Raw genomic sequence first — 16,093 nt, forward strand, 5'->3', positions numbered from 1 at the left:
CGACCCCTGGAAAACCCGCGGTCCGGCAAGCGCCGGCGAGGCAGGTAGCCCGCATACCGGAATGCCTGCTCGCCTTGTTGCACCGGCCGTGCACGCTTACGCTCTGCGCGATGCTCGTGGACACACCGTCCGCGCCCGACCCGAGGAACCCGTCATGTCGCTTCCCGCCAGCGCCGCCAAATTCGATCCGGCACGCGCACACGAATACGCCGAGCAATCCCGCATCGCACTCGCCGGCTACGATGCCTGCCACGAACTCACCGCGTGCATGCTCGCGTCGGCAATCGCCGCACCCGATGCACGGATCCTCGTCGCGGGCGCGGGCGGCACGGGGCAGGAAATCTGCGTGGCGGCCGCGCTCGAGCCGGGCTGGCGGTTCACGGCCGTCGACCCGTCCGGGCCGATGCTCGCGCTCGCGCGCTCGAACGTCGAGGCCGCGGGCTGCGGCGCGCGCACGGCGTTCGTCGAGGACGGTGTCGATGCGTTGCCCGATACACCCGCGTTCGACGGCGCGACGCTGATCGGCGTGCTGCATCACGTCCCGGGCGACGAAGCGAAGGCGGCGCTGCTGCAGGCGATCGCGCAGCGCCTGAAACCCGGCGCGCCGCTCGTGCTCGCCGGCAATCATCGCCGCTACGCGGACCACCCTCGCCTGCTCGACGCATGGCAGCAACGCTGGCGCATGAAAGGCGCGACGCCCGACGCGGTGCGCGCGCAACTCGCGAAGATCCTGCAGGGCGCCGATCCGCCCGCGTCCGAGGAAGCTGTGTTCGCCCTGCTGCGCGATGCGGGCTTCGATGCACCGCTGCGCTTTTTCGCGAGCCTGTTCTGGGGCGCGTGGATCGCCGTCCGGCGCGCGTGATGGATCGGGGCGGTCGGCCAGACGCGGTTGGCCAGACGCGGTCGGCCAGACGCGTCGCGCCACGTCGCGCGACGCGTTTCGCTTGTGCGCCACCCGCGCTGGGTATGATGTCGTTCCCGCCCCCACTTCCGGCGTCGACATGCTCACCGTCCATCACCTGAACAACTCGCGCTCGCAGCGCGTGCTCTGGCTGCTCGAAGAACTGGAGGTGCCGTACGAGATCGTGCGCTACGCGCGCGACCCGAAGACGATGCTCGCACCGCCCGCGTTGCGCGCAATCCATCCGCTCGGCAAGTCGCCGCTCGTCACCGACGAGGGCCGCACGTACGCCGAATCGGGCGCGATCATCGAATACCTGGTCGAACGCTACGGCAACGGGCGCCTGGCGCCGCCGCCCGGCACACCCGAGCGGCACGACTACACGTACTGGCTGCACTACGCGGAAGGATCGGCGATGCCGCCGCTGCTGCTCAAGCTCGTCGCGCTGCGGATCGCGCATGCACCGATGCCGTTCTTCGCGCGGCCGATCGCGCGCAAGATCGCCGAGACGCTGCAGTCGGGCTTCGTCGATCCGCAGATCGCGCTGCATCTCGGCCATGTCGACGGTGTGCTGCAGCGCACCGGCTGGTTCGTCGGCGACAGCTTCAGCGCGGCCGACATCCAGATGAGCTTTCCGCTCGAGGCCGCGACCGCGCGCGGCGGAGACGGCCGGCATCCCGCGATCGCGCGCTTTCTCGACGCGATCCATGCGCGGCCGGCATACCGGCGCGCACTGGAGCGCGGCGGCCCGTACGAGTTTCTCAAATGACGCGGCGCACGACCTCGGCCCGCGTCAGCTCAGCAGGCCGGCTGCCACGTTGATCGACAGCCCGAGCACGGCCATGTTGAAGTAGAACGACAGGATCGACTGCGCGAGCACCGAGCGCCGCGCGGAGCGGCTCGCCAGCGACACGTCGGCCGTCTGCGACGCGACCGCGAGCGTGAACGCGAAATACAGGAAATCCCAGTAATCGGGTTCGGGATTGCGGTCGGGGAAGCGCAGCGCGCGGTCGTTGGATGGCGAGCCGTAATAGAGGCGCGCATAGTGCAGCGTGAAGATCGTCGGGATCAGGAACCACGCGCCGAACAGCGTCGCGCCCGTAATCGCGTAGTGGCTGAGCCCCGCGCTGAAGCCCACGCTCTTGGCGGTCGCGAGTTCGATCGCGATCGCAGCCACGCTCGCCACGGTCGCGAAGCACACGACGGTCAGCACGGTCGTCGCGTTTTCGTCTTCGCGGATCGCGACTTCGCGCACCTTGTGATGATGCGCGGTGACCATGCGCACCCACATCAGCACGAGATACAGCCAGACCGCGCAATCCCAGCCGATCAGCGCCCGCGCGGCCGGACGCAGCGGAAACGGCAGCAGCACCGCGCACAGCACGCCGGCGATGAACGCCGCGACCATGCGCGGCCGGTTGCGTAATACCTGCGGATAGAACGTCATCGTGTGATTCCGAAAGCAGATGGAAAGGGTTCGGCCGACGCGCGGGACGCCCCGCCGCGCCGCACCGGCGGGTAGCGCCCCGATTATCGTCATTCCGTCGTGACGTGGCGATGGGCGCGAGCGCCTAAGATAATGGGATGACTGCCACCGCCCCCCTCTGCCACCATCCCGCGAATACGGCCGGCCGTGACTTCGTCGTCGGCGACCTGCACGGCTGCGTGGATGTGCTGCGCGCGCTGTTGCACGACATCCGCTTCGATCCGGCTCGCGACCGCCTGTTCTCGGTCGGCGACCTCGTCGACCGCGGCCCTGCATCCGAAACCACGCTCGACCTGCTCGACCGCCCGTGGTGCCACGTCGTGCGCGGCAATCACGAGGAAGTGCTGAGCCTCGTGGCGCGCGGCAAGCTGTCGCCCGACGCGTGGCGCGGAATCGGCGGCGACTGGGGCGCCGACCTGCCGGCGGAACGGCTGCACGCGCACGCGGCGCGCGTCGACGCGCTGCCGCTGGTGCGCGTGATCGGCGACGGCCCCGGGCGCTTCAACGTGCTGCATGCGGAATTCTTCGGCTCGGACGCCGATCTCGACACGGGCAGCTATTCGCACGACGTGCGCGAACGGCTGATCTGGGGCCGCGATCTCGTCCAGGGGCTCGCCGATCCGGCGCGGCAGGCCGGGCTGTCGCTGACCTGCACCGGGCACACGCCGGTGCGCGCACCGCAGCGGATCGGCGCGCAGTGGTTCATCGACACCGGTGCGTTCGCACCGGCCGGGCGGCTCACGCTCGTCGAGCCGCGCACCGGGCGCACCTGGTCGATGACGCAGGCCGAGGCGCGCGAACGCCACGCGGGCGACTGGCCGCTGCCCTGATGCCCGCGAGCGCCCACTAGCCGACCTGGTTCAGTTCGAACACCGCATCGACGGCCGAGCCGTTCCAGTTGTATTCGAGGTAGGCCGCGTGATGGCAATCGCGCAGCAGCGCGGTGCGGAACGCCGCCAGGCATTCGCCGCGCGGGTCGCGCACCGACGGATAGACGATCCCCGCACCGCCGGCATTGCGCACCGCGCGGCCGAGCGCCTGCCCGGCGCTGTAATCGAGCGGGTGCAGCAACGCCGGATCGCGTTTCGGCCACATGCGCACGTCAGCCACGTCGCCTTGCGCGATTACCGTATAGAGCCGCATCTGCTGGCGCATCGGCGGCTCCTTCGTCGCCGCCAGGAACAGCGCGCTGTGATAACGCGTTTCGGCGATCGCCGTATCGCGCGAGCGCGCGCAGTAGAACACGCCGTAGCTGCCGTCGGAAAAACGGCTGCCCTGCGGATTCAGGTGCGTGAACGCGGCCATGATCGGCCCCCAGCCCAGCCCGTAGCGACGTTCGGCGGGCGGGACGAGGTCGAGCGTGCCGACTTCGTTGCGAATGCGGTCGTTGGTCAGCGATTCGAGCGCGTAAAGCGCGTCGAAATCGTCCGCCGACGCAACGCGGTCGAACAGGTTGATTGCCGGAAAACGGGTGGGGATCACGCGATAGGCAGGCGCCCAGTCGACCGCGGTCGTGGGCCATTGTTGTGCTTGGATCGGCATCGTCACGCCCAGCCACCTCGCATCGCGTCGAGATATTGGCGGACCGCGACCAGATCGCCGACGTTGCCGGCGAGCATCCGGTCGAGTGCGCGTTTGCCGCCGAACGGCGCCGCGTCGTTGGGCCGCTTGACCCACGCATCGGCCGCGGCCGGCTGCGGCAGCAGGATCTGCAACGCCTTGTAGATGCCGAGCAGCAGCGATAGCCGCTCGAGCGTATCGCGCGGCAGCCGCGCCGATTCCGGCGCGGCCTTCCACTTGAAGAACGTCGAGCGGCCGGGCGACCCGAGCAGCACGATCTGTTCGTCGATCGTCAACTCCCAATCGCGCGCGATGTTGAAAAACGCACGCAGGCCGGCCGCCGACATCTGCGCGACCGAGGCCTGCGGCGGGGAGGAATGCGATTCGTAGGCGGGCTGTGACATGATCGTTAGTCTCGAAACGAATTTACTAACAAGATTAGTCCATTTTCGTATTTTTGCAAGGGTCGGCACCCGGCGACCGATTCACGCATCCGGCAAAACGATATTTTTTGTCCATTCTGGACTCTGATTTTATTTTCTGCGTTAATGGCCGTGCGGACACCGCGCGCAGATGCGGCTCGGGTCCGTGAAACCGTGTCGCACAGAACCGGAAGCACCCCGCCAAGGAACGCACCATGAAGAGACTGATTGCCGCTGTTTCGATCGCCCTGCTCGCGGTATCCGCAGGCCCCGCCGTCGCGAAGGACTGGACCACCATCCGCTTCGGCACCGACGCCAGCTACGCGCCGTTCGAGTCGAAGGCGCCCGACGGCAAGCTCGTCGGCTTCGACATCGACCTCGGCAACGAGATCTGCGCGCGCCTGAAGGCGAAGTGCGTGTGGCTCGAGAACGATTTCGACGGGATGATTCCGGCGCTGAAGGCGAAGAAGTTCGACGCGGTGCTGTCGTCGATGTCGATCACGCCGCAGCGTGCGCAGCAGATCGGCTTCACGACGAAGATCTACAACCAGCCGACGCGGCTCGTCGTGAAGAAGGGCTCGCCGCTGCTGCCGACGGCCGAATCGCTGAAGGGCAAATCGATCGGCGTCGAGCAGGGCACGACGCAGGAAACGTACGCAAAGGCATACTGGGGCAAGCAAGGCGCGAACGTCGTGTCGTACCAGAACCAGGACGGCGTGTACGCGGACCTGACCTCGGGCCGCCTCGACGCGGCGCTGCAGGATGAAGTACAGGCCGCGATCGGGTTCCTGAAATCGTCGCGCGGCGTGAACTACACGTTCGTCGGCCCGGAGCTCGTCGACGAGAAGGTGCTCGGCATCGGCGCCGGCATCGGGCTGCGCAAGGAAGACACCGACCTGAAAGCGAAGATCGACGGCGCAATCCTCGACATGGTCAAGGACGGCACCTACAAGCGGCTCGCGTCGAAGTACTTCGACTTCGACATCTACGGCGGCTGAAACGGCGTCGCGCGCGTACGGGCGCCACTCCCGTCGCGCGCGTCCGACCGCCCCTCCCCTCACCACCGGACGGCAACGGCGTGACGCCGTTTGCCGTCGCATCGAATGCATCATCCGTCGCGCGCGCGGCAAGACCCTCGCGCCTCATTCGGATTGCAGATCAATCGTTCGCGGCGACGATGCCCGGCGCGAACGGATATCGTGCGGCTTCGGTCAATAGGCGAAGACCGGGCGTCGAGGTACCGGCGCCCGAGCGCACATGCCCTTGCGAATCGGGTTCGCGTGCAGGAAAGTACCGACCCGGCGCGGATGACCGGCAATCAGCCGGATCCGCCTCGCACCGGGCGCGGAGAGATGGCCTGTCGATGCATGCCGGCCGGCCGAGAGAACGACATGCGACCGGCGATGCTCCACATCACTGCGATCGCGGCCTGCCGGCCGCGGCGTGTGGCGATCGATCATTTTTCTACCCCGTATCAGTCTGATGGTTGTTCCGGCAACCGGACGAGGCCGGTGCCCCGACGATCAGGCGACGACGCTCCGTGCTCGCCGGAACGCGGCTGTTGCGCCGCGCTCCGCCGCCGCATCCCCGCGGACCGTGTCCTGACCGGTACTGACAGGATTCGCTGCCGAACCGGACGGACCGTGCATCGTCGACCTTCGCACGCCCACTTTCGCAAGGAGCGGGCCAGCTTCGCGCGAGCCTGTCCGGACAAGGGGCCGGCCGGGCAGCGTGGCGGCCGGAACGGGTGCCGAAGGCGGGAAGTTACGAAACTGAAACACGCGGCGCGCGGCACGCGCGGGCCCCGTGGCGGCCCTGGCTTGCCGGATAAGGCTGAACAATGAAGCACGGCATTTTTACCGATGGACGGCCGGCCATTCACGCCGATTCACCACGCAAATTCGCATGGCCGCCGACGCGAAATGTTTCATGCGCTTTACATGCCGCAGGCAGCACGCGGGCCGCGGGTTGCCCGCGCGATCCATCCGCCGGTACCGGGCCGGCCGGGCGCACGGCTATACTGCGAAACCGGCGTGCGTCGTGTTCGCATCGGCGCCTCCGGCCGGCGGATGCCGTACCGCACGACGACGCCACACACGCCGCCCCACCGCCCGAACGATCGCCCCGCCGATGATCCGTACCCTCTATATCGCCGAACGCGCCAGACTGATTCGCTTCGGTGTGTCGGGCCTCGGTTCGACCGCGCTGCATGCGTTGATCGCGGCCGCGATGTTCGCGCTGTTCGACGCGACGCCCGTGACCGCGAACGCGGTCGCGTTCGCCTGCTCGACCGCGTTCTCGTATCTCGCCAACACGCTGTGGAGTTTTTCGTCGCCCGTGACGTGGGGCAACTTCATGCGCTTTCTCGCCGTCGCGACGGTCGGCCTCGCCGTGACGATGCTGCTTGCGCACGGCACCGTAACGCTCGGGCTGACACGCGCGTGGAGCGTCGTCGCGGTCGTGCTGTGCGTGCCGCCCGTCACGTTCGTGCTGCACCGGCTCTGGACCTATCGCTGAACCGGCTCACGCGTCGCGCGTGCGCCGGTTCAGCCGACCCGCTGATGCCCCGCGTCGCCGGACGGCGCGCCGTCGTGCCCGCCGTTGTCGCCGTTGTTGTCGTGATCGTTCAGCCCGTGCTCGATCATCATCCGGTAGAGCGTCACGCGCGAAATGCCGAGTTCGGCGGCGGCCTTGTTGATGCGGTGATCGTTGCGCAGCAGCGCATTCTCGATCGCGGTGCGCTCGGCGAGCGCCCGCGCCTGTTCGAGCGTCACGGGTTCGGTTTCGCCCGGCGTATCGAGCCCGAGATCGTGCGGCGTCAGCAGCCGGCTCTCGGCCATCACGATCGCGCGCCGCACGCGGTTGATCAGCTCGCGCACGTTGCCGGGCCACTCGTAGCGCCGCATCGCGTCGAGCGCGGCCGACGTGAAGCCGCTGATCTTGCGGCCGCTATCGGCCTTGTACTTCTGCAGCACGTAGTGCGCGAGGATGTCGATGTCCTTGCCGCGCGCGCGCAGCGGCGGCTCGTGGATGCGCAGCACGCACAGGCGGTGATACAGGTCGGCGCGAAAGCGCCCGGCCTCGACCGCGCCGTCGAGATCCACGTGGGTGGCCGAGATGATCCGTACGTCGACCGGAATCGATTCCTGCCCGCCGAGCCGCTCGATCTTCCCTTCCTGCAGGAAGCGCAGCAGGCTCGCCTGGCTTTCGACCGGCATGTCGCCGATTTCGTCGAGAAACAGCGTGCCGCCGTTCGCCGATTCGATCCGGCCCGCGCGACGCTGGTTCGCGCCGGTGAACGCGCCCCGCTCGTAGCCGAACAGTTCCGACTGCAGCAGGTGATGCGGAATCGCGCCGCAATTGATCGCGATGAACGGCCCCTTGCCGCGGCCGGAACGCTCGTGAATCGCGAGCGCCGTCAGCTCCTTGCCGGTGCCCGACTCGCCCGAGATGAACACGCTCGCGTCCGTCTTCGCGACCTTGCGGATCGTGCTGAACAGCTGCTGCATCGCCTCGCAGTTGCCGATCATCCCGTGTTCGCCGATCGACGCCGCGTAGGCCGCGCCATCGACGCGATCGAGCGCGGCCATCCCGCGCGCGTGGCCGAGCACGTGCGAAATCCACTCGTACGGCAACGGAAGGGTCACGTAGTCGAAGCAGTAGCTGCGGATCAGCTCGCGCACGGCCGGGCCGATCGTGACACCGGCCTGGGCGATGGAAATCCAGCCGATCGACGGCTGGCTCAGGCACGCCTTCAGCGCGGGATACTCGCGCGACGTGAACCCGGAGAAATCGACCAGCCCGGCCGCGACGCTCACGCCGGACGTCATGTTCTGCGCGGCGCCGGCTGTCTTCGCGACGGAGATTTCCCAGCCCAGCCCGCGCAGTTGCGCAAGCAACGGCTCGTCGGGCGAACGCATGATCACGAACAGCTTGCGTCCATCCTCGGGCGCGGTGACGGACACATGCGTCATCTCGGGCACCGTGTGCCCGTTTGCGTCAGGTGACCTAGCAACCATCGTTGTTCCCCGCTTGGCATTGGTATCGCGCGCCCGGCTCGCCGCCGCGTGCGACGAACCTCGATCGAACCGACATATTGGCCGCATTTCCGTCCGAATAAAATCCCCCCGTGCATGAATCGCGCGTGAGGTGGACAGCGTCATCAACGGTATATCGATGTGGCCGGCGCGCGACTAGATGGGTGTTATCCCGGTGGCGTGCGCGGCGCGGGCGGTCCACGGGTGGCCGCGCGACGCGCAAAGCCGCGCCGGTGCTGGCGCACGGAGTTCGCGGGCGATGCGGCACCGACAGGATCGGCCCGGCCGCGCATGCGTGCGCGGCCGGTCGACCGGCCGCCGGAATGCCCGCCCGGCCGGTTCGAATTGATTTCGGTCAATCGTCAGAGGAAGCCGGCTGATGCGGGAACGCAACATGCTCGGCCCGATGCCGCGCACGCCGGCGCAGCGGAGGGGTCAACGGCCCGATGCGAGCGGCGCAGGCGCGTTCGCACGGCCACGGCCGGCCGGCGTGCCGCCGTGTTCGCCGTAGGCGGCGGCAAGCGCGTCGACGCGCGCGAGATGGTGATGATTGTCGTGATCCCACGGATGGAAGCCCGGCCGGAAGAAGCTCAGCCATTCGCCGGCGATGCGCGGGAACAGCCCGCGGCGCGGCCCGTACAGGAACGCGATCATCCGCAGCATGCCGCGCACGTGATGGCCGGCGCCGCGATCGCGCCACAGCAGCGTCGCGTGCATCAGGAACACGGTCGGCCAGAACGTCAGCGTCGTCAGCAGATACACGCCGATGCGGATCAGGTAACGACGCAGCCCCGGCGCCATCACGGTGTTCCACACGTCGAACGACACGGCCTTGTGCTCGGTTTCCTCGAGCGCGTGCCAGATCCACATCTGGCGGTAGCCCTCGACCGAGCCTTCCAGGCGCGTCGGGTCGCGCAGCAGCCAGTCGGCGAGCATCGCCGTGTAGTGCTCCGCCGCGACCGTGTGCGCGAGCTGCACCGAATGCGGCAGCTTGCGCTTCATGTAGCCGAGCACCGCCCACACGCGCTTGTCGAGCTTGCGCGCGGGCAGGTGGTTCGCCTGCATCAGCTCGTTGTACTCGATGTGCTCGCGCGTGTGCATCGCCTCCTGGCCGATGAAGCCGAGCACCTGCTGCTTCAGTACGGGATCGTCGATCCGGTCGCGATAGTTGCGCACCGAATCCATGAAGAAGCGCTCGCCGGCCGGGAACAGCAGCGACAGCGCGTTGAAGAAATGGGTCACGTGCGACCCGAGGCCATGCCAGTCCTTCGCGCGTTCGACCGGCAGGTCGAAGCGCAGGTCGCGGCGCACCGGCATGATCCCGGCTGCGGTGGCGGAAGCGGCTGACTTCATGTTCATCGTTCTCCTGGTTCCGGAGCGGCCCGGCGCGTCGTCCGACGCGGCCGGCGCGGGCCCGGGCGGCGTATCGCGCACCGCCAAAATCTTGACATCGACAGCTGTAAAGATAGGCCGCCCGCGGCAGCGCGCGCAAGCCGCGCGGTAGATGCGCGCTTCCAAACAGGGCACGGTCGAAAAGGCGGAAAAAACGGCGTTCGAACGGCGTCCAGACACGGCGGAATTCGAACGCACGTGACCGCACGCGAGCCATTCGCGGCAGTCGGCACCGCATCGCAGCGGTGGCCCGGAAGCCCCGCGTGGCGGGCATTTCACGGAATCCGGCAACCCAGCGCGGCATGCGGCCGAGCACCCCGGTAGCACCGATTCATACGCGCGTCGCACTCGCGCGGTGCAACCTCGGTCGCCGGGCGGGCCGGAAATTCAAACGCGCGTTCCATTTGCGTTCCGCGCGATCGCGGCCGCGACGGCCCGACGCCGCCCGCGATACGCGTGCGACCGGCCGAAAGCCATGAGCGGCGGCCCGCAGCGCGCTCGCCTACAATAGCGGTTTTACCCATCCTTTTTCAGGAGAAGTCATGTCTGTCATCACGACCGAATCGGGCCTCAAATACGAAGACCTGACCGAAGGCACCGGCGACGTAGCGCAAGCCGGCCAGACCGTCAGCGTCCACTACACGGGCTGGCTGACCGACGGTCAGAAATTCGATTCGAGCAAGGATCGCAACGACCCGTTCGCGTTCGTGCTCGGCGGCGGCATGGTCATCAAGGGCTGGGACGAAGGCGTGCAGGGCATGAAGGTCGGCGGCGTGCGTCGCCTGACGATCCCGCCGCAACTCGGTTACGGCCCGCGCGGCGCAGGCGGCGTGATTCCGCCGAATGCGACGCTCGTGTTCGAAGTCGAACTGCTCGCCATCTGACACGGCACACGAGCCCCCGGCTGACGCCCCGCCCCATGGCACACCTTCCGTCCCCCACCGTCGAGCTGCAACGCTACGACGCGCTCGAAGCGTCGGACGTGCACGACTTTCACCAGATCGTGCTCGGCATCGACGGCGCGATGGTGATGGCGGTGAACGGCGTCAGCCAGCGTCTCGACCGGCACCGCGCCTGGCTGGTTCCAGCCGGCGCGCGCCACGATTACGCGGGCCTCGGCGAGAATCGCCAGCTCGTGCTCAATCTTCCCCTCGCGTCACTCGCGGTGCCGCAGCGGCTGTTCGACAGCGCGCGCGCCGTGGCAATCGATCCGGCCCTGACGTCACTGGTCGCGCAGATCGCAGCGGCGGCCGCGCAATTCGAAGCGCCTGCCGCCGACGCGCCGCACGCGGCCGCGCACCGTTTCCAGTGGCAGGCCGCCGCCCGGCTGTGCGGCGCACTGCTCGACGAACGCGACATCCCCGCGCCCGCATCGGGCCTCGATTTCGCGCGCATCGACCGCTGGCTGCGCGCGCGGCTCGCCGAGCCGCTGCGCATCGCCGATCTCGCCGCGCACTGCGGCTACGGGATGCGCCGCTTTCATCAACTGTTCGTCGATGCGTTCGGCGAAACGCCGCATCGCTACCTCCAGCGGCTCAGGCTCGACGCGGCCGTGATCCTGCTCGCGGATGGCCGGTATCCGCTCGTCGATATCGCCGGGATGGTCGGCTTCGCGGATCAAAGCACGTTTACGCATGCGTTCACGAAGCGCTTCGGCGTTGCGCCGGGTCGCTGGCGCGGCGAGCGCCATTGAACGCAGCCAGGGTTCCGCGCTGAGCGCGCGTCGACACGGGTCGTAGCGGCACGGTCGGGCACACGGCGCTCACGTCGGCCCGCGCGCAGCATTCTTCGCTCCTGCTTCGTCCCCGCTTCGTCCCTCTCGCCGCCCTGCTGCTTCGCCCCCGGCGCTTCGACGCTTCACGTCCCGCTGAAACATCGCCGGCCGGCCGCGCCCTACGATTGGCGCATGGACACGACCATCCCCTCCTCCGCCTTCCCGCCCGCGCTCGCCCGCGTCGTCGCGACCGTCAGCACCGGTTTCGTCGTCACGCAGCTCGACGTGACGATCGTCAACATCGCGCTCGCGCATCTCGCCGGCGACCTGCGCTTGCCCGTCGCCGGCCTGCAGTGGGTCGTCGATGCGTACACGCTCGCGTTCGCGGTACTGATGCTGTCGGGCGGCGCGCTCGGCGACCGCTTCGGCCCGCGCCGCCTGTACATCGCCGGCCTCGTGCTGTTCGCGCTTGCGTCGCTCGCATGCGGCGCCGCGAGCGCGCCCGCGATGCTGATCGCGGCGCGCGCACTGCAAGGCGTCGGCGCCGCGGCGATGCTGCCCAATTCGCTTGCGCTGCTCAACGACGCGTGCCGGCACGACCCGCGCCTGCGCGCGCGGGCCGTCGGCTGGTGGACGGCGGCCGGGTCGATTTCGATCGCGGCCGGCCCGGTCGTCGGTGGCCTGCTGATCGCGGCGTGGGGCTGGCGCGGCATCTTCCTCGTGAACCTGCCGCTGTGTGCGGCCGGGCTGGCGGCCGCCTTTGCATGGATACCTGCGCGCCGTGCGGCGGCAACGCCGGCCGCGCCATCCCGCTCCGTCCGCGCACTCGACCTGCGCGGCCAGTTCATCGCGATCGCGATGCTGACCGCGTTGACCGGCGCCGTGATCGAATGGCGTCCGCTCGGCTTCACGCATCCGGTCGTCGCCGGCGGTTTCGCGCTGGCGGCGCTCGCCGCGCTCGCATTCGTCGCGGTGGAAACGCGGACGGCCACGCCGATGCTGCCGCTGCCGCTGTTCCGCCATCGCACGTTCAGCGCGGCCGTGCTGTTCGGGATCTGCGTGAACCTCACGTACTACGGCACCGTGTTCGTGCTCGCGCTGTACCTGCAGCGCGCACGCGGCGAATCGGCGTTGCAGGCCGGCCTCGCGTTCCTGCCGCTGACGGGCGGCTTCCTGCTGTCGAACCTCGCGAGCGGCCGCGTCGTGGCGCGTCACGGCCCGCGCGCGCCGATGCTGGCGGGCGCGCTCGTCGCCGCGCTCGGCTACGGATCGCTGCACTTCATCGACGCGTCGACGCCGCTGGCCGTCCTGCTCGTGCCGTTCCTGCTGATTCCGTCGGGCATGGGTTTCGCGGTGCCGGCGATGACGACCGCCGTGCTCGCGTCGGTCGCGCCCGAACGGGCCGGCATCGCGTCGGCCGTGCTGAATACCGCGCGGCAGGCCGGCGGCGCGATGGGCGTGGCCGCGTTCGGCGCACTCGCCGGCGGCGGCGGCGCGGCGCAGGTCGTGGACGGGTTGCGGATCGAAACGGCCGTGTCGGTCGCGCTGCTGGTCGCCGCCGCGCTGCTCGCGACGCTGGTGCGGCCCGATGCGCATCGCGGCGCATCGTCCGTGCGTCAGGCCGTGCCGGCGGCCGATTGAACGGCTGCGGTCATGCGTCGCCGGGGTCCCGCTGGATCAGGTGACGCCACGGAAACACGTTGTCCTTGAAGTGACTCACGTAACCGCCGCTGCCGGCCTGGATCACCATGAACGACAGCCGCGGATGCAGCGCCTGCAGCGCTTCGAGCGCCTCCCGGTCGAGACAGGTGTTTCTCAGCGTCAGCGTGCGGAGCCGCTGGCCGGCACGGCTCTTCAGCAGGCGCTCGTAGGCGTCGAACGACGTCACGCTGCCGGCGCCGCGCTCGCGTTTCCACGTCGAATGCAAGGCGGTCGACTCGGAGAAATCGAGCCAGCCGAGCGACGGCAGGTTATCGCAGTCCGCCAGATGGTCGATGAACTGCTGCGTGTCGTCTCCGCCGCCGATGCGCAGCCGCTCGAGATGCGCAAGCGGCACATCGAAGAAGCGCGCATCGGGCGCGTTCGGCACCGTCAGCTCGGCGAGAAACGGCGCCTTCGCGGCAAAGCGGGCAATCTCGCCGCCCTCCTGCATGATCAGGTCGCGACGCACGATCATCGACTGGTTGTGATCGGCCGGCTCGGTCGGCCGCACGTACAGCGAGCGCAGCATCGGGAAGCGCGCATCCGAATCGAGCAGCGGCCCGAAATCCCATTCGCGCGTACCGTTCGCCCCTTCGTCGATGCCGCTGAACGCGAGGTCGGTCACGAGATCCGCGACGTCCCGCAACGCCAGACACTGCAGCGTCCAGTCGAACGGTTCCTCCCAGGCGCCGCCGAAGTACCGGACGTGCAGCCCCGCCCGCATCGGCGCAACCGTGACATGGTTGAAATCGGTCTGCCACAGCGGCTCCGCGGGATCGGCATGGTCGCGCCCGTACTCGGCGCCCTCGCGCTCGCAGAAGTCGTGAATGCGCCGCTGCAGGTCGAGCAACAGCCGATAAGCGGCGGAATCCAGCGGATGGGACATGGCGATGCAGTTCCGGTCGGCAACGATCGCGACAGTCTATCCGACCGTGCAGCCGTCGCGCACGACGCTCATCGCCGCCGAGCGCCCGTTTCGTCGCCGACCTTCTTCACGACCGTCTCGCCCGCCTTCACCGGCCGGCCGTCGTCGTGGCGCAGCGCGAGCTTGCGGATCGCGCGCCCGGTCTGGCGGTCGACCAGCACCGAATGCGGCTCGCCTCGCGCGAACAGGTTCGCCTCGCCCCACTGCCGCAGCATCACGATCACCGGGAACAGCCCTTCGCCCTTCCTGGTCAGCACGTACTCCTGATACGCGCTGCCGTCCGACGCCGGCACGACGTCGAACACGCCCGCATCCACGAGCATCCTGAGCCGGTCGGACAGGATATTGCTCGCGACGCCGAGGCTCGCGCGGAAATCGCCGAACCGGCGCACCCCGTCGAACGCATCGCGCACGATCAGCAATGCCCAGCGATCGCCGACGATATCGGTCGCCCGTGCCACCGGGCACGGCGAATCCGCAAGACTTTTCTGCCTGGCCATGTGCCTCTCCGCAATCGTGCCAGCCGCCTTCGCGGCAACGCCGGCCATCCGTGCACGGACGTCTCGCCCGCCGCACAACAGGTTGCATTTTAAAACCACTTTTCCTACACTCACACCAGTTTTAATTTGCAACTACTTTGCACGGGGAAATCCATGGCGTCTTCCTGTCGTTCCGGCACCGTTGCATCGAACGCATCCGCGCCTGCCGCGCATCCGGCCGCGGTCGGCACCCTGTCCACGGCGCGCGTCGCGACGCTGGCCGTCTGCTGCGCGGCCAGCGTCGCGAATGTCTACTACGCGCAGCCGCTGCTCGATTCGATCGCGCGGGATTTCGGCGTGTCGCAGGCGGCCGTCGGCGGCGTCATTACCGCGACGCAGCTCGGCTGTGCGCTCGCGCTGCTGTTCGTCGTGCCCCTCGGCGACCTGCTGAACCGCAAGCGCCTGATCGCCGTGCAGCTTCTGCTGCTGACGGCGGCCTGCATCGGCGTCGCCGCATCGTCGACGCGCATTGCGCTGCTGGCAGGGATGGTCGCGGTCGGACTGCTCGGCACCGCGATGACACAAGGGCTGATCGCCTGCTCGGCCGCGCTCGCGGGCGCCGGCGAACGCGGGCGCGTGGTGGGTGCCGCGCAAGGCGGTGTCGTGGTCGGGTTGCTGGCCGCACGCTCGCTGGCCGGCGTCGTCACCGACATCGCGGGCTGGCGGGCCGTCTATCTGGTATCCGGCGCGCTCGCGATCGCCATGCTCGTCGTGCTGTCGCGACTGTTGCCGGACGAGAACGGGCCGCGCGAGCGCATCGGCTACGCGGCGCTGCTGCGATCGATGGTGTCGCTGCTGCGCGACGAACGCGTGCTGCGCGTGCGCGGCGCGATCGCGCTGCTGATGTTCGCGGCATTCAGCATCTTCTGGAGCGCACTGGTGCTGCCGCTGAGCGCACCGCCGCACGCGATGTCGCATACGCAGATCGGCGCCTTCGGCCTCGTCGGCGCGCTGGGCGCGGCGGCCGCCGCCCGCGCGGGCCGGCTCGCGGATCGCGGGCGCGGCGAAGCGACGACCGGTGCCGCGCTCGCGCTGCTCGCGTGCTCGTGGCTGCCGCTCGCATTCGGCGATTCGTCGATTGCATGGCTGGTGGTCGGCATCGTACTGCTCGACGTCGGCGGGCAGGCCGTCCACGTCGTCAACCAGAGCATGATCCTCGGCACGCGGCCCGATGCGCATGCGCGCCTCGTCGGCTGCTACATGCTGTTCTATTCGGCCGGCAGCGGGCTCGGCGCGATTGCATCGACGATGATGTATGCGCGCGCCGGATGGGCGGGCGTCTGCGTGCTCGGCGCGGTCGTGAGCGTGGCGGCGCTCGGCGTCTGGGCCGCGACGCTCAGGCGCGCCGCGTGAGACGTGCCGGCGTCGCGCATCGGATGGGGGGATCAGCCGGCCCTGCGCAGGCGGCCGGCACGC

Annotated in this window: 16 protein-coding genes; 9 read left to right on the forward strand and 7 right to left on the reverse strand. The window is 68.9% G+C overall.

What is annotated here, in order from left to right:
- The first annotated feature begins 154 nt into the window (after positions 1–154).
- Positions 155–862 carry an SAM-dependent methyltransferase gene (locus APZ15_RS20035; RefSeq protein ID WP_027791050.1) on the forward strand — a complete coding sequence of 236 codons (708 nt, stop codon included), beginning with the start codon at positions 155–157 and terminating at the stop codon, positions 860–862.
- A gap of 139 nt (positions 863–1,001) precedes the next feature.
- Complete coding sequence (locus APZ15_RS20040) at positions 1,002–1,670, forward strand: glutathione S-transferase (protein ID WP_027791049.1); 669 nt, start codon at positions 1,002–1,004, stop codon at positions 1,668–1,670.
- Between the two features lie 24 nt (positions 1,671–1,694).
- Here APZ15_RS20040 and APZ15_RS20045 read toward each other — a convergent pair whose 3' ends face one another.
- Entirely contained in the window at positions 1,695–2,348 is a 654-nt protein-coding gene (locus APZ15_RS20045) for a DUF1345 domain-containing protein (RefSeq protein ID WP_027791048.1), read from the reverse strand.
- Between the two features lie 137 nt (positions 2,349–2,485).
- Between APZ15_RS20045 and APZ15_RS20050 the strand changes: the two genes are divergently transcribed.
- Positions 2,486–3,217, forward strand: coding sequence for a metallophosphoesterase (locus APZ15_RS20050; protein WP_027791047.1), 732 nt, complete (start codon positions 2,486–2,488; stop codon positions 3,215–3,217).
- 16 nt (positions 3,218–3,233) lie between these two features.
- On the opposite strand, the gene APZ15_RS20055 is transcribed toward APZ15_RS20050, so the two are convergent.
- Both APZ15_RS20055 and APZ15_RS20060 read right to left on the reverse strand, forming a co-directional pair.
- The gene (locus APZ15_RS20055; protein WP_027791046.1) at positions 3,234–3,929 is read right to left on the reverse strand and encodes an RES family NAD+ phosphorylase; all 696 of its coding nucleotides are present in this window, start codon (positions 3,927–3,929) and stop codon (positions 3,234–3,236) included.
- 2 nt (positions 3,930–3,931) lie between these two features.
- The gene (locus APZ15_RS20060; RefSeq protein ID WP_027791045.1) at positions 3,932–4,351 is read right to left on the reverse strand and encodes an MbcA/ParS/Xre antitoxin family protein; all 420 of its coding nucleotides are present in this window, start codon (positions 4,349–4,351) and stop codon (positions 3,932–3,934) included.
- A gap of 233 nt (positions 4,352–4,584) precedes the next feature.
- On the opposite strand from APZ15_RS20060, the gene APZ15_RS20065 reads away from it, so the two are divergent.
- Both APZ15_RS20065 and APZ15_RS20070 read left to right on the forward strand, forming a co-directional pair.
- Positions 4,585–5,367 (forward strand): ABC transporter substrate-binding protein, encoded by a 783-nt coding sequence (locus tag APZ15_RS20065; RefSeq protein WP_027791044.1) that lies wholly within the window; start codon positions 4,585–4,587, stop codon positions 5,365–5,367.
- A gap of 1,132 nt (positions 5,368–6,499) precedes the next feature.
- Positions 6,500–6,886: a GtrA family protein gene (locus tag APZ15_RS20070; protein WP_027791043.1), complete on the forward strand. Its 387-nt coding sequence runs from the start codon at positions 6,500–6,502 to the stop codon at positions 6,884–6,886.
- Between the two features lie 29 nt (positions 6,887–6,915).
- Here the strand turns inward: APZ15_RS20070 and APZ15_RS20075 are convergent, their stop codons facing one another.
- Both APZ15_RS20075 and APZ15_RS20080 read right to left on the reverse strand, forming a co-directional pair.
- Positions 6,916–8,388 (reverse strand): sigma-54 dependent transcriptional regulator, encoded by a 1,473-nt coding sequence (locus APZ15_RS20075; RefSeq protein ID WP_027791042.1) that lies wholly within the window; start codon positions 8,386–8,388, stop codon positions 6,916–6,918.
- A gap of 453 nt (positions 8,389–8,841) precedes the next feature.
- Complete coding sequence (locus APZ15_RS20080; RefSeq protein ID WP_027791041.1) at positions 8,842–9,759, reverse strand: metal-dependent hydrolase; 918 nt, start codon at positions 9,757–9,759, stop codon at positions 8,842–8,844.
- A 581-nt stretch (positions 9,760–10,340) separates the two neighbouring features.
- Here APZ15_RS20080 and APZ15_RS20085 point away from each other — a divergent pair.
- From APZ15_RS20085 to APZ15_RS20095, 3 genes are all read left to right on the forward strand, one after another.
- Positions 10,341–10,682, forward strand: a complete 342-nt coding sequence (locus APZ15_RS20085; protein WP_027791040.1) for an FKBP-type peptidyl-prolyl cis-trans isomerase — start codon at positions 10,341–10,343, stop codon at positions 10,680–10,682.
- A 35-nt stretch (positions 10,683–10,717) separates the two neighbouring features.
- Positions 10,718–11,491 carry an AraC family transcriptional regulator gene (locus APZ15_RS20090; RefSeq protein ID WP_027791039.1) on the forward strand — a complete coding sequence of 258 codons (774 nt, stop codon included), beginning with the start codon at positions 10,718–10,720 and terminating at the stop codon, positions 11,489–11,491.
- Positions 11,492–11,704: 213 nt separating this feature from the next.
- The gene (locus tag APZ15_RS20095) at positions 11,705–13,153 is read left to right on the forward strand and encodes an MFS transporter (protein ID WP_027791038.1); all 1,449 of its coding nucleotides are present in this window, start codon (positions 11,705–11,707) and stop codon (positions 13,151–13,153) included.
- Between the two features lie 10 nt (positions 13,154–13,163).
- Here APZ15_RS20095 and APZ15_RS20100 read toward each other — a convergent pair whose 3' ends face one another.
- Both APZ15_RS20100 and APZ15_RS20105 read right to left on the reverse strand, forming a co-directional pair.
- Positions 13,164–14,099: a hypothetical protein gene (locus tag APZ15_RS20100; protein ID WP_027791037.1), complete on the reverse strand. Its 936-nt coding sequence runs from the start codon at positions 14,097–14,099 to the stop codon at positions 13,164–13,166.
- Positions 14,100–14,167: 68 nt separating this feature from the next.
- Positions 14,168–14,638 (reverse strand): winged helix-turn-helix transcriptional regulator, encoded by a 471-nt coding sequence (locus APZ15_RS20105; protein WP_027791036.1) that lies wholly within the window; start codon positions 14,636–14,638, stop codon positions 14,168–14,170.
- Positions 14,639–14,791: 153 nt separating this feature from the next.
- Between APZ15_RS20105 and APZ15_RS20110 the strand changes: the two genes are divergently transcribed.
- Positions 14,792–16,030 carry an MFS transporter gene (locus APZ15_RS20110; protein WP_027791035.1) on the forward strand — a complete coding sequence of 413 codons (1,239 nt, stop codon included), beginning with the start codon at positions 14,792–14,794 and terminating at the stop codon, positions 16,028–16,030.
- Positions 16,031–16,093 lie beyond the last annotated feature (63 nt).

The organism is Burkholderia cepacia ATCC 25416, from assembly GCF_001411495.1.
In the GTDB taxonomy this organism is placed as follows: domain Bacteria; phylum Pseudomonadota; class Gammaproteobacteria; order Burkholderiales; family Burkholderiaceae; genus Burkholderia; species Burkholderia cepacia.

Bases quoted from the DNA above. Each gene is read 5' to 3' on its own strand.
- APZ15_RS20095 (WP_027791038.1), top strand. From the start codon at position 11,705: ATGGACACGACCATCCCCTCCTCCGCCTTCCCGCCCGCGCTCGCCCGC.
- APZ15_RS20085 (WP_027791040.1), top strand. From the start codon at position 10,341: ATGTCTGTCATCACGACCGAATCGGGCCTCAAATACGAAGACCTGACC.
- APZ15_RS20110 (WP_027791035.1), top strand. From the start codon at position 14,792: ATGGCGTCTTCCTGTCGTTCCGGCACCGTTGCATCGAACGCATCCGCG.
- APZ15_RS20075 (WP_027791042.1), bottom strand. From the start codon at position 8,388: ATGGTTGCTAGGTCACCTGACGCAAACGGGCACACGGTGCCCGAGATG.
- APZ15_RS20035 (WP_027791050.1), top strand. From the start codon at position 155: ATGTCGCTTCCCGCCAGCGCCGCCAAATTCGATCCGGCACGCGCACAC.
- APZ15_RS20040 (WP_027791049.1), top strand. From the start codon at position 1,002: ATGCTCACCGTCCATCACCTGAACAACTCGCGCTCGCAGCGCGTGCTC.
- APZ15_RS20070 (WP_027791043.1), top strand. From the start codon at position 6,500: ATGATCCGTACCCTCTATATCGCCGAACGCGCCAGACTGATTCGCTTC.
- APZ15_RS20060 (WP_027791045.1), bottom strand. From the start codon at position 4,351: ATGTCACAGCCCGCCTACGAATCGCATTCCTCCCCGCCGCAGGCCTCG.
- APZ15_RS20065 (WP_027791044.1), top strand. From the start codon at position 4,585: ATGAAGAGACTGATTGCCGCTGTTTCGATCGCCCTGCTCGCGGTATCC.
- APZ15_RS20080 (WP_027791041.1), bottom strand. From the start codon at position 9,759: ATGAAGTCAGCCGCTTCCGCCACCGCAGCCGGGATCATGCCGGTGCGC.
- APZ15_RS20100 (WP_027791037.1), bottom strand. From the start codon at position 14,099: ATGTCCCATCCGCTGGATTCCGCCGCTTATCGGCTGTTGCTCGACCTG.
- APZ15_RS20050 (WP_027791047.1), top strand. From the start codon at position 2,486: ATGACTGCCACCGCCCCCCTCTGCCACCATCCCGCGAATACGGCCGGC.
- APZ15_RS20055 (WP_027791046.1), bottom strand. From the start codon at position 3,929: ATGCCGATCCAAGCACAACAATGGCCCACGACCGCGGTCGACTGGGCG.
- APZ15_RS20045 (WP_027791048.1), bottom strand. From the start codon at position 2,348: ATGACGTTCTATCCGCAGGTATTACGCAACCGGCCGCGCATGGTCGCG.
- APZ15_RS20090 (WP_027791039.1), top strand. From the start codon at position 10,718: ATGGCACACCTTCCGTCCCCCACCGTCGAGCTGCAACGCTACGACGCG.
- APZ15_RS20105 (WP_027791036.1), bottom strand. From the start codon at position 14,638: ATGGCCAGGCAGAAAAGTCTTGCGGATTCGCCGTGCCCGGTGGCACGG.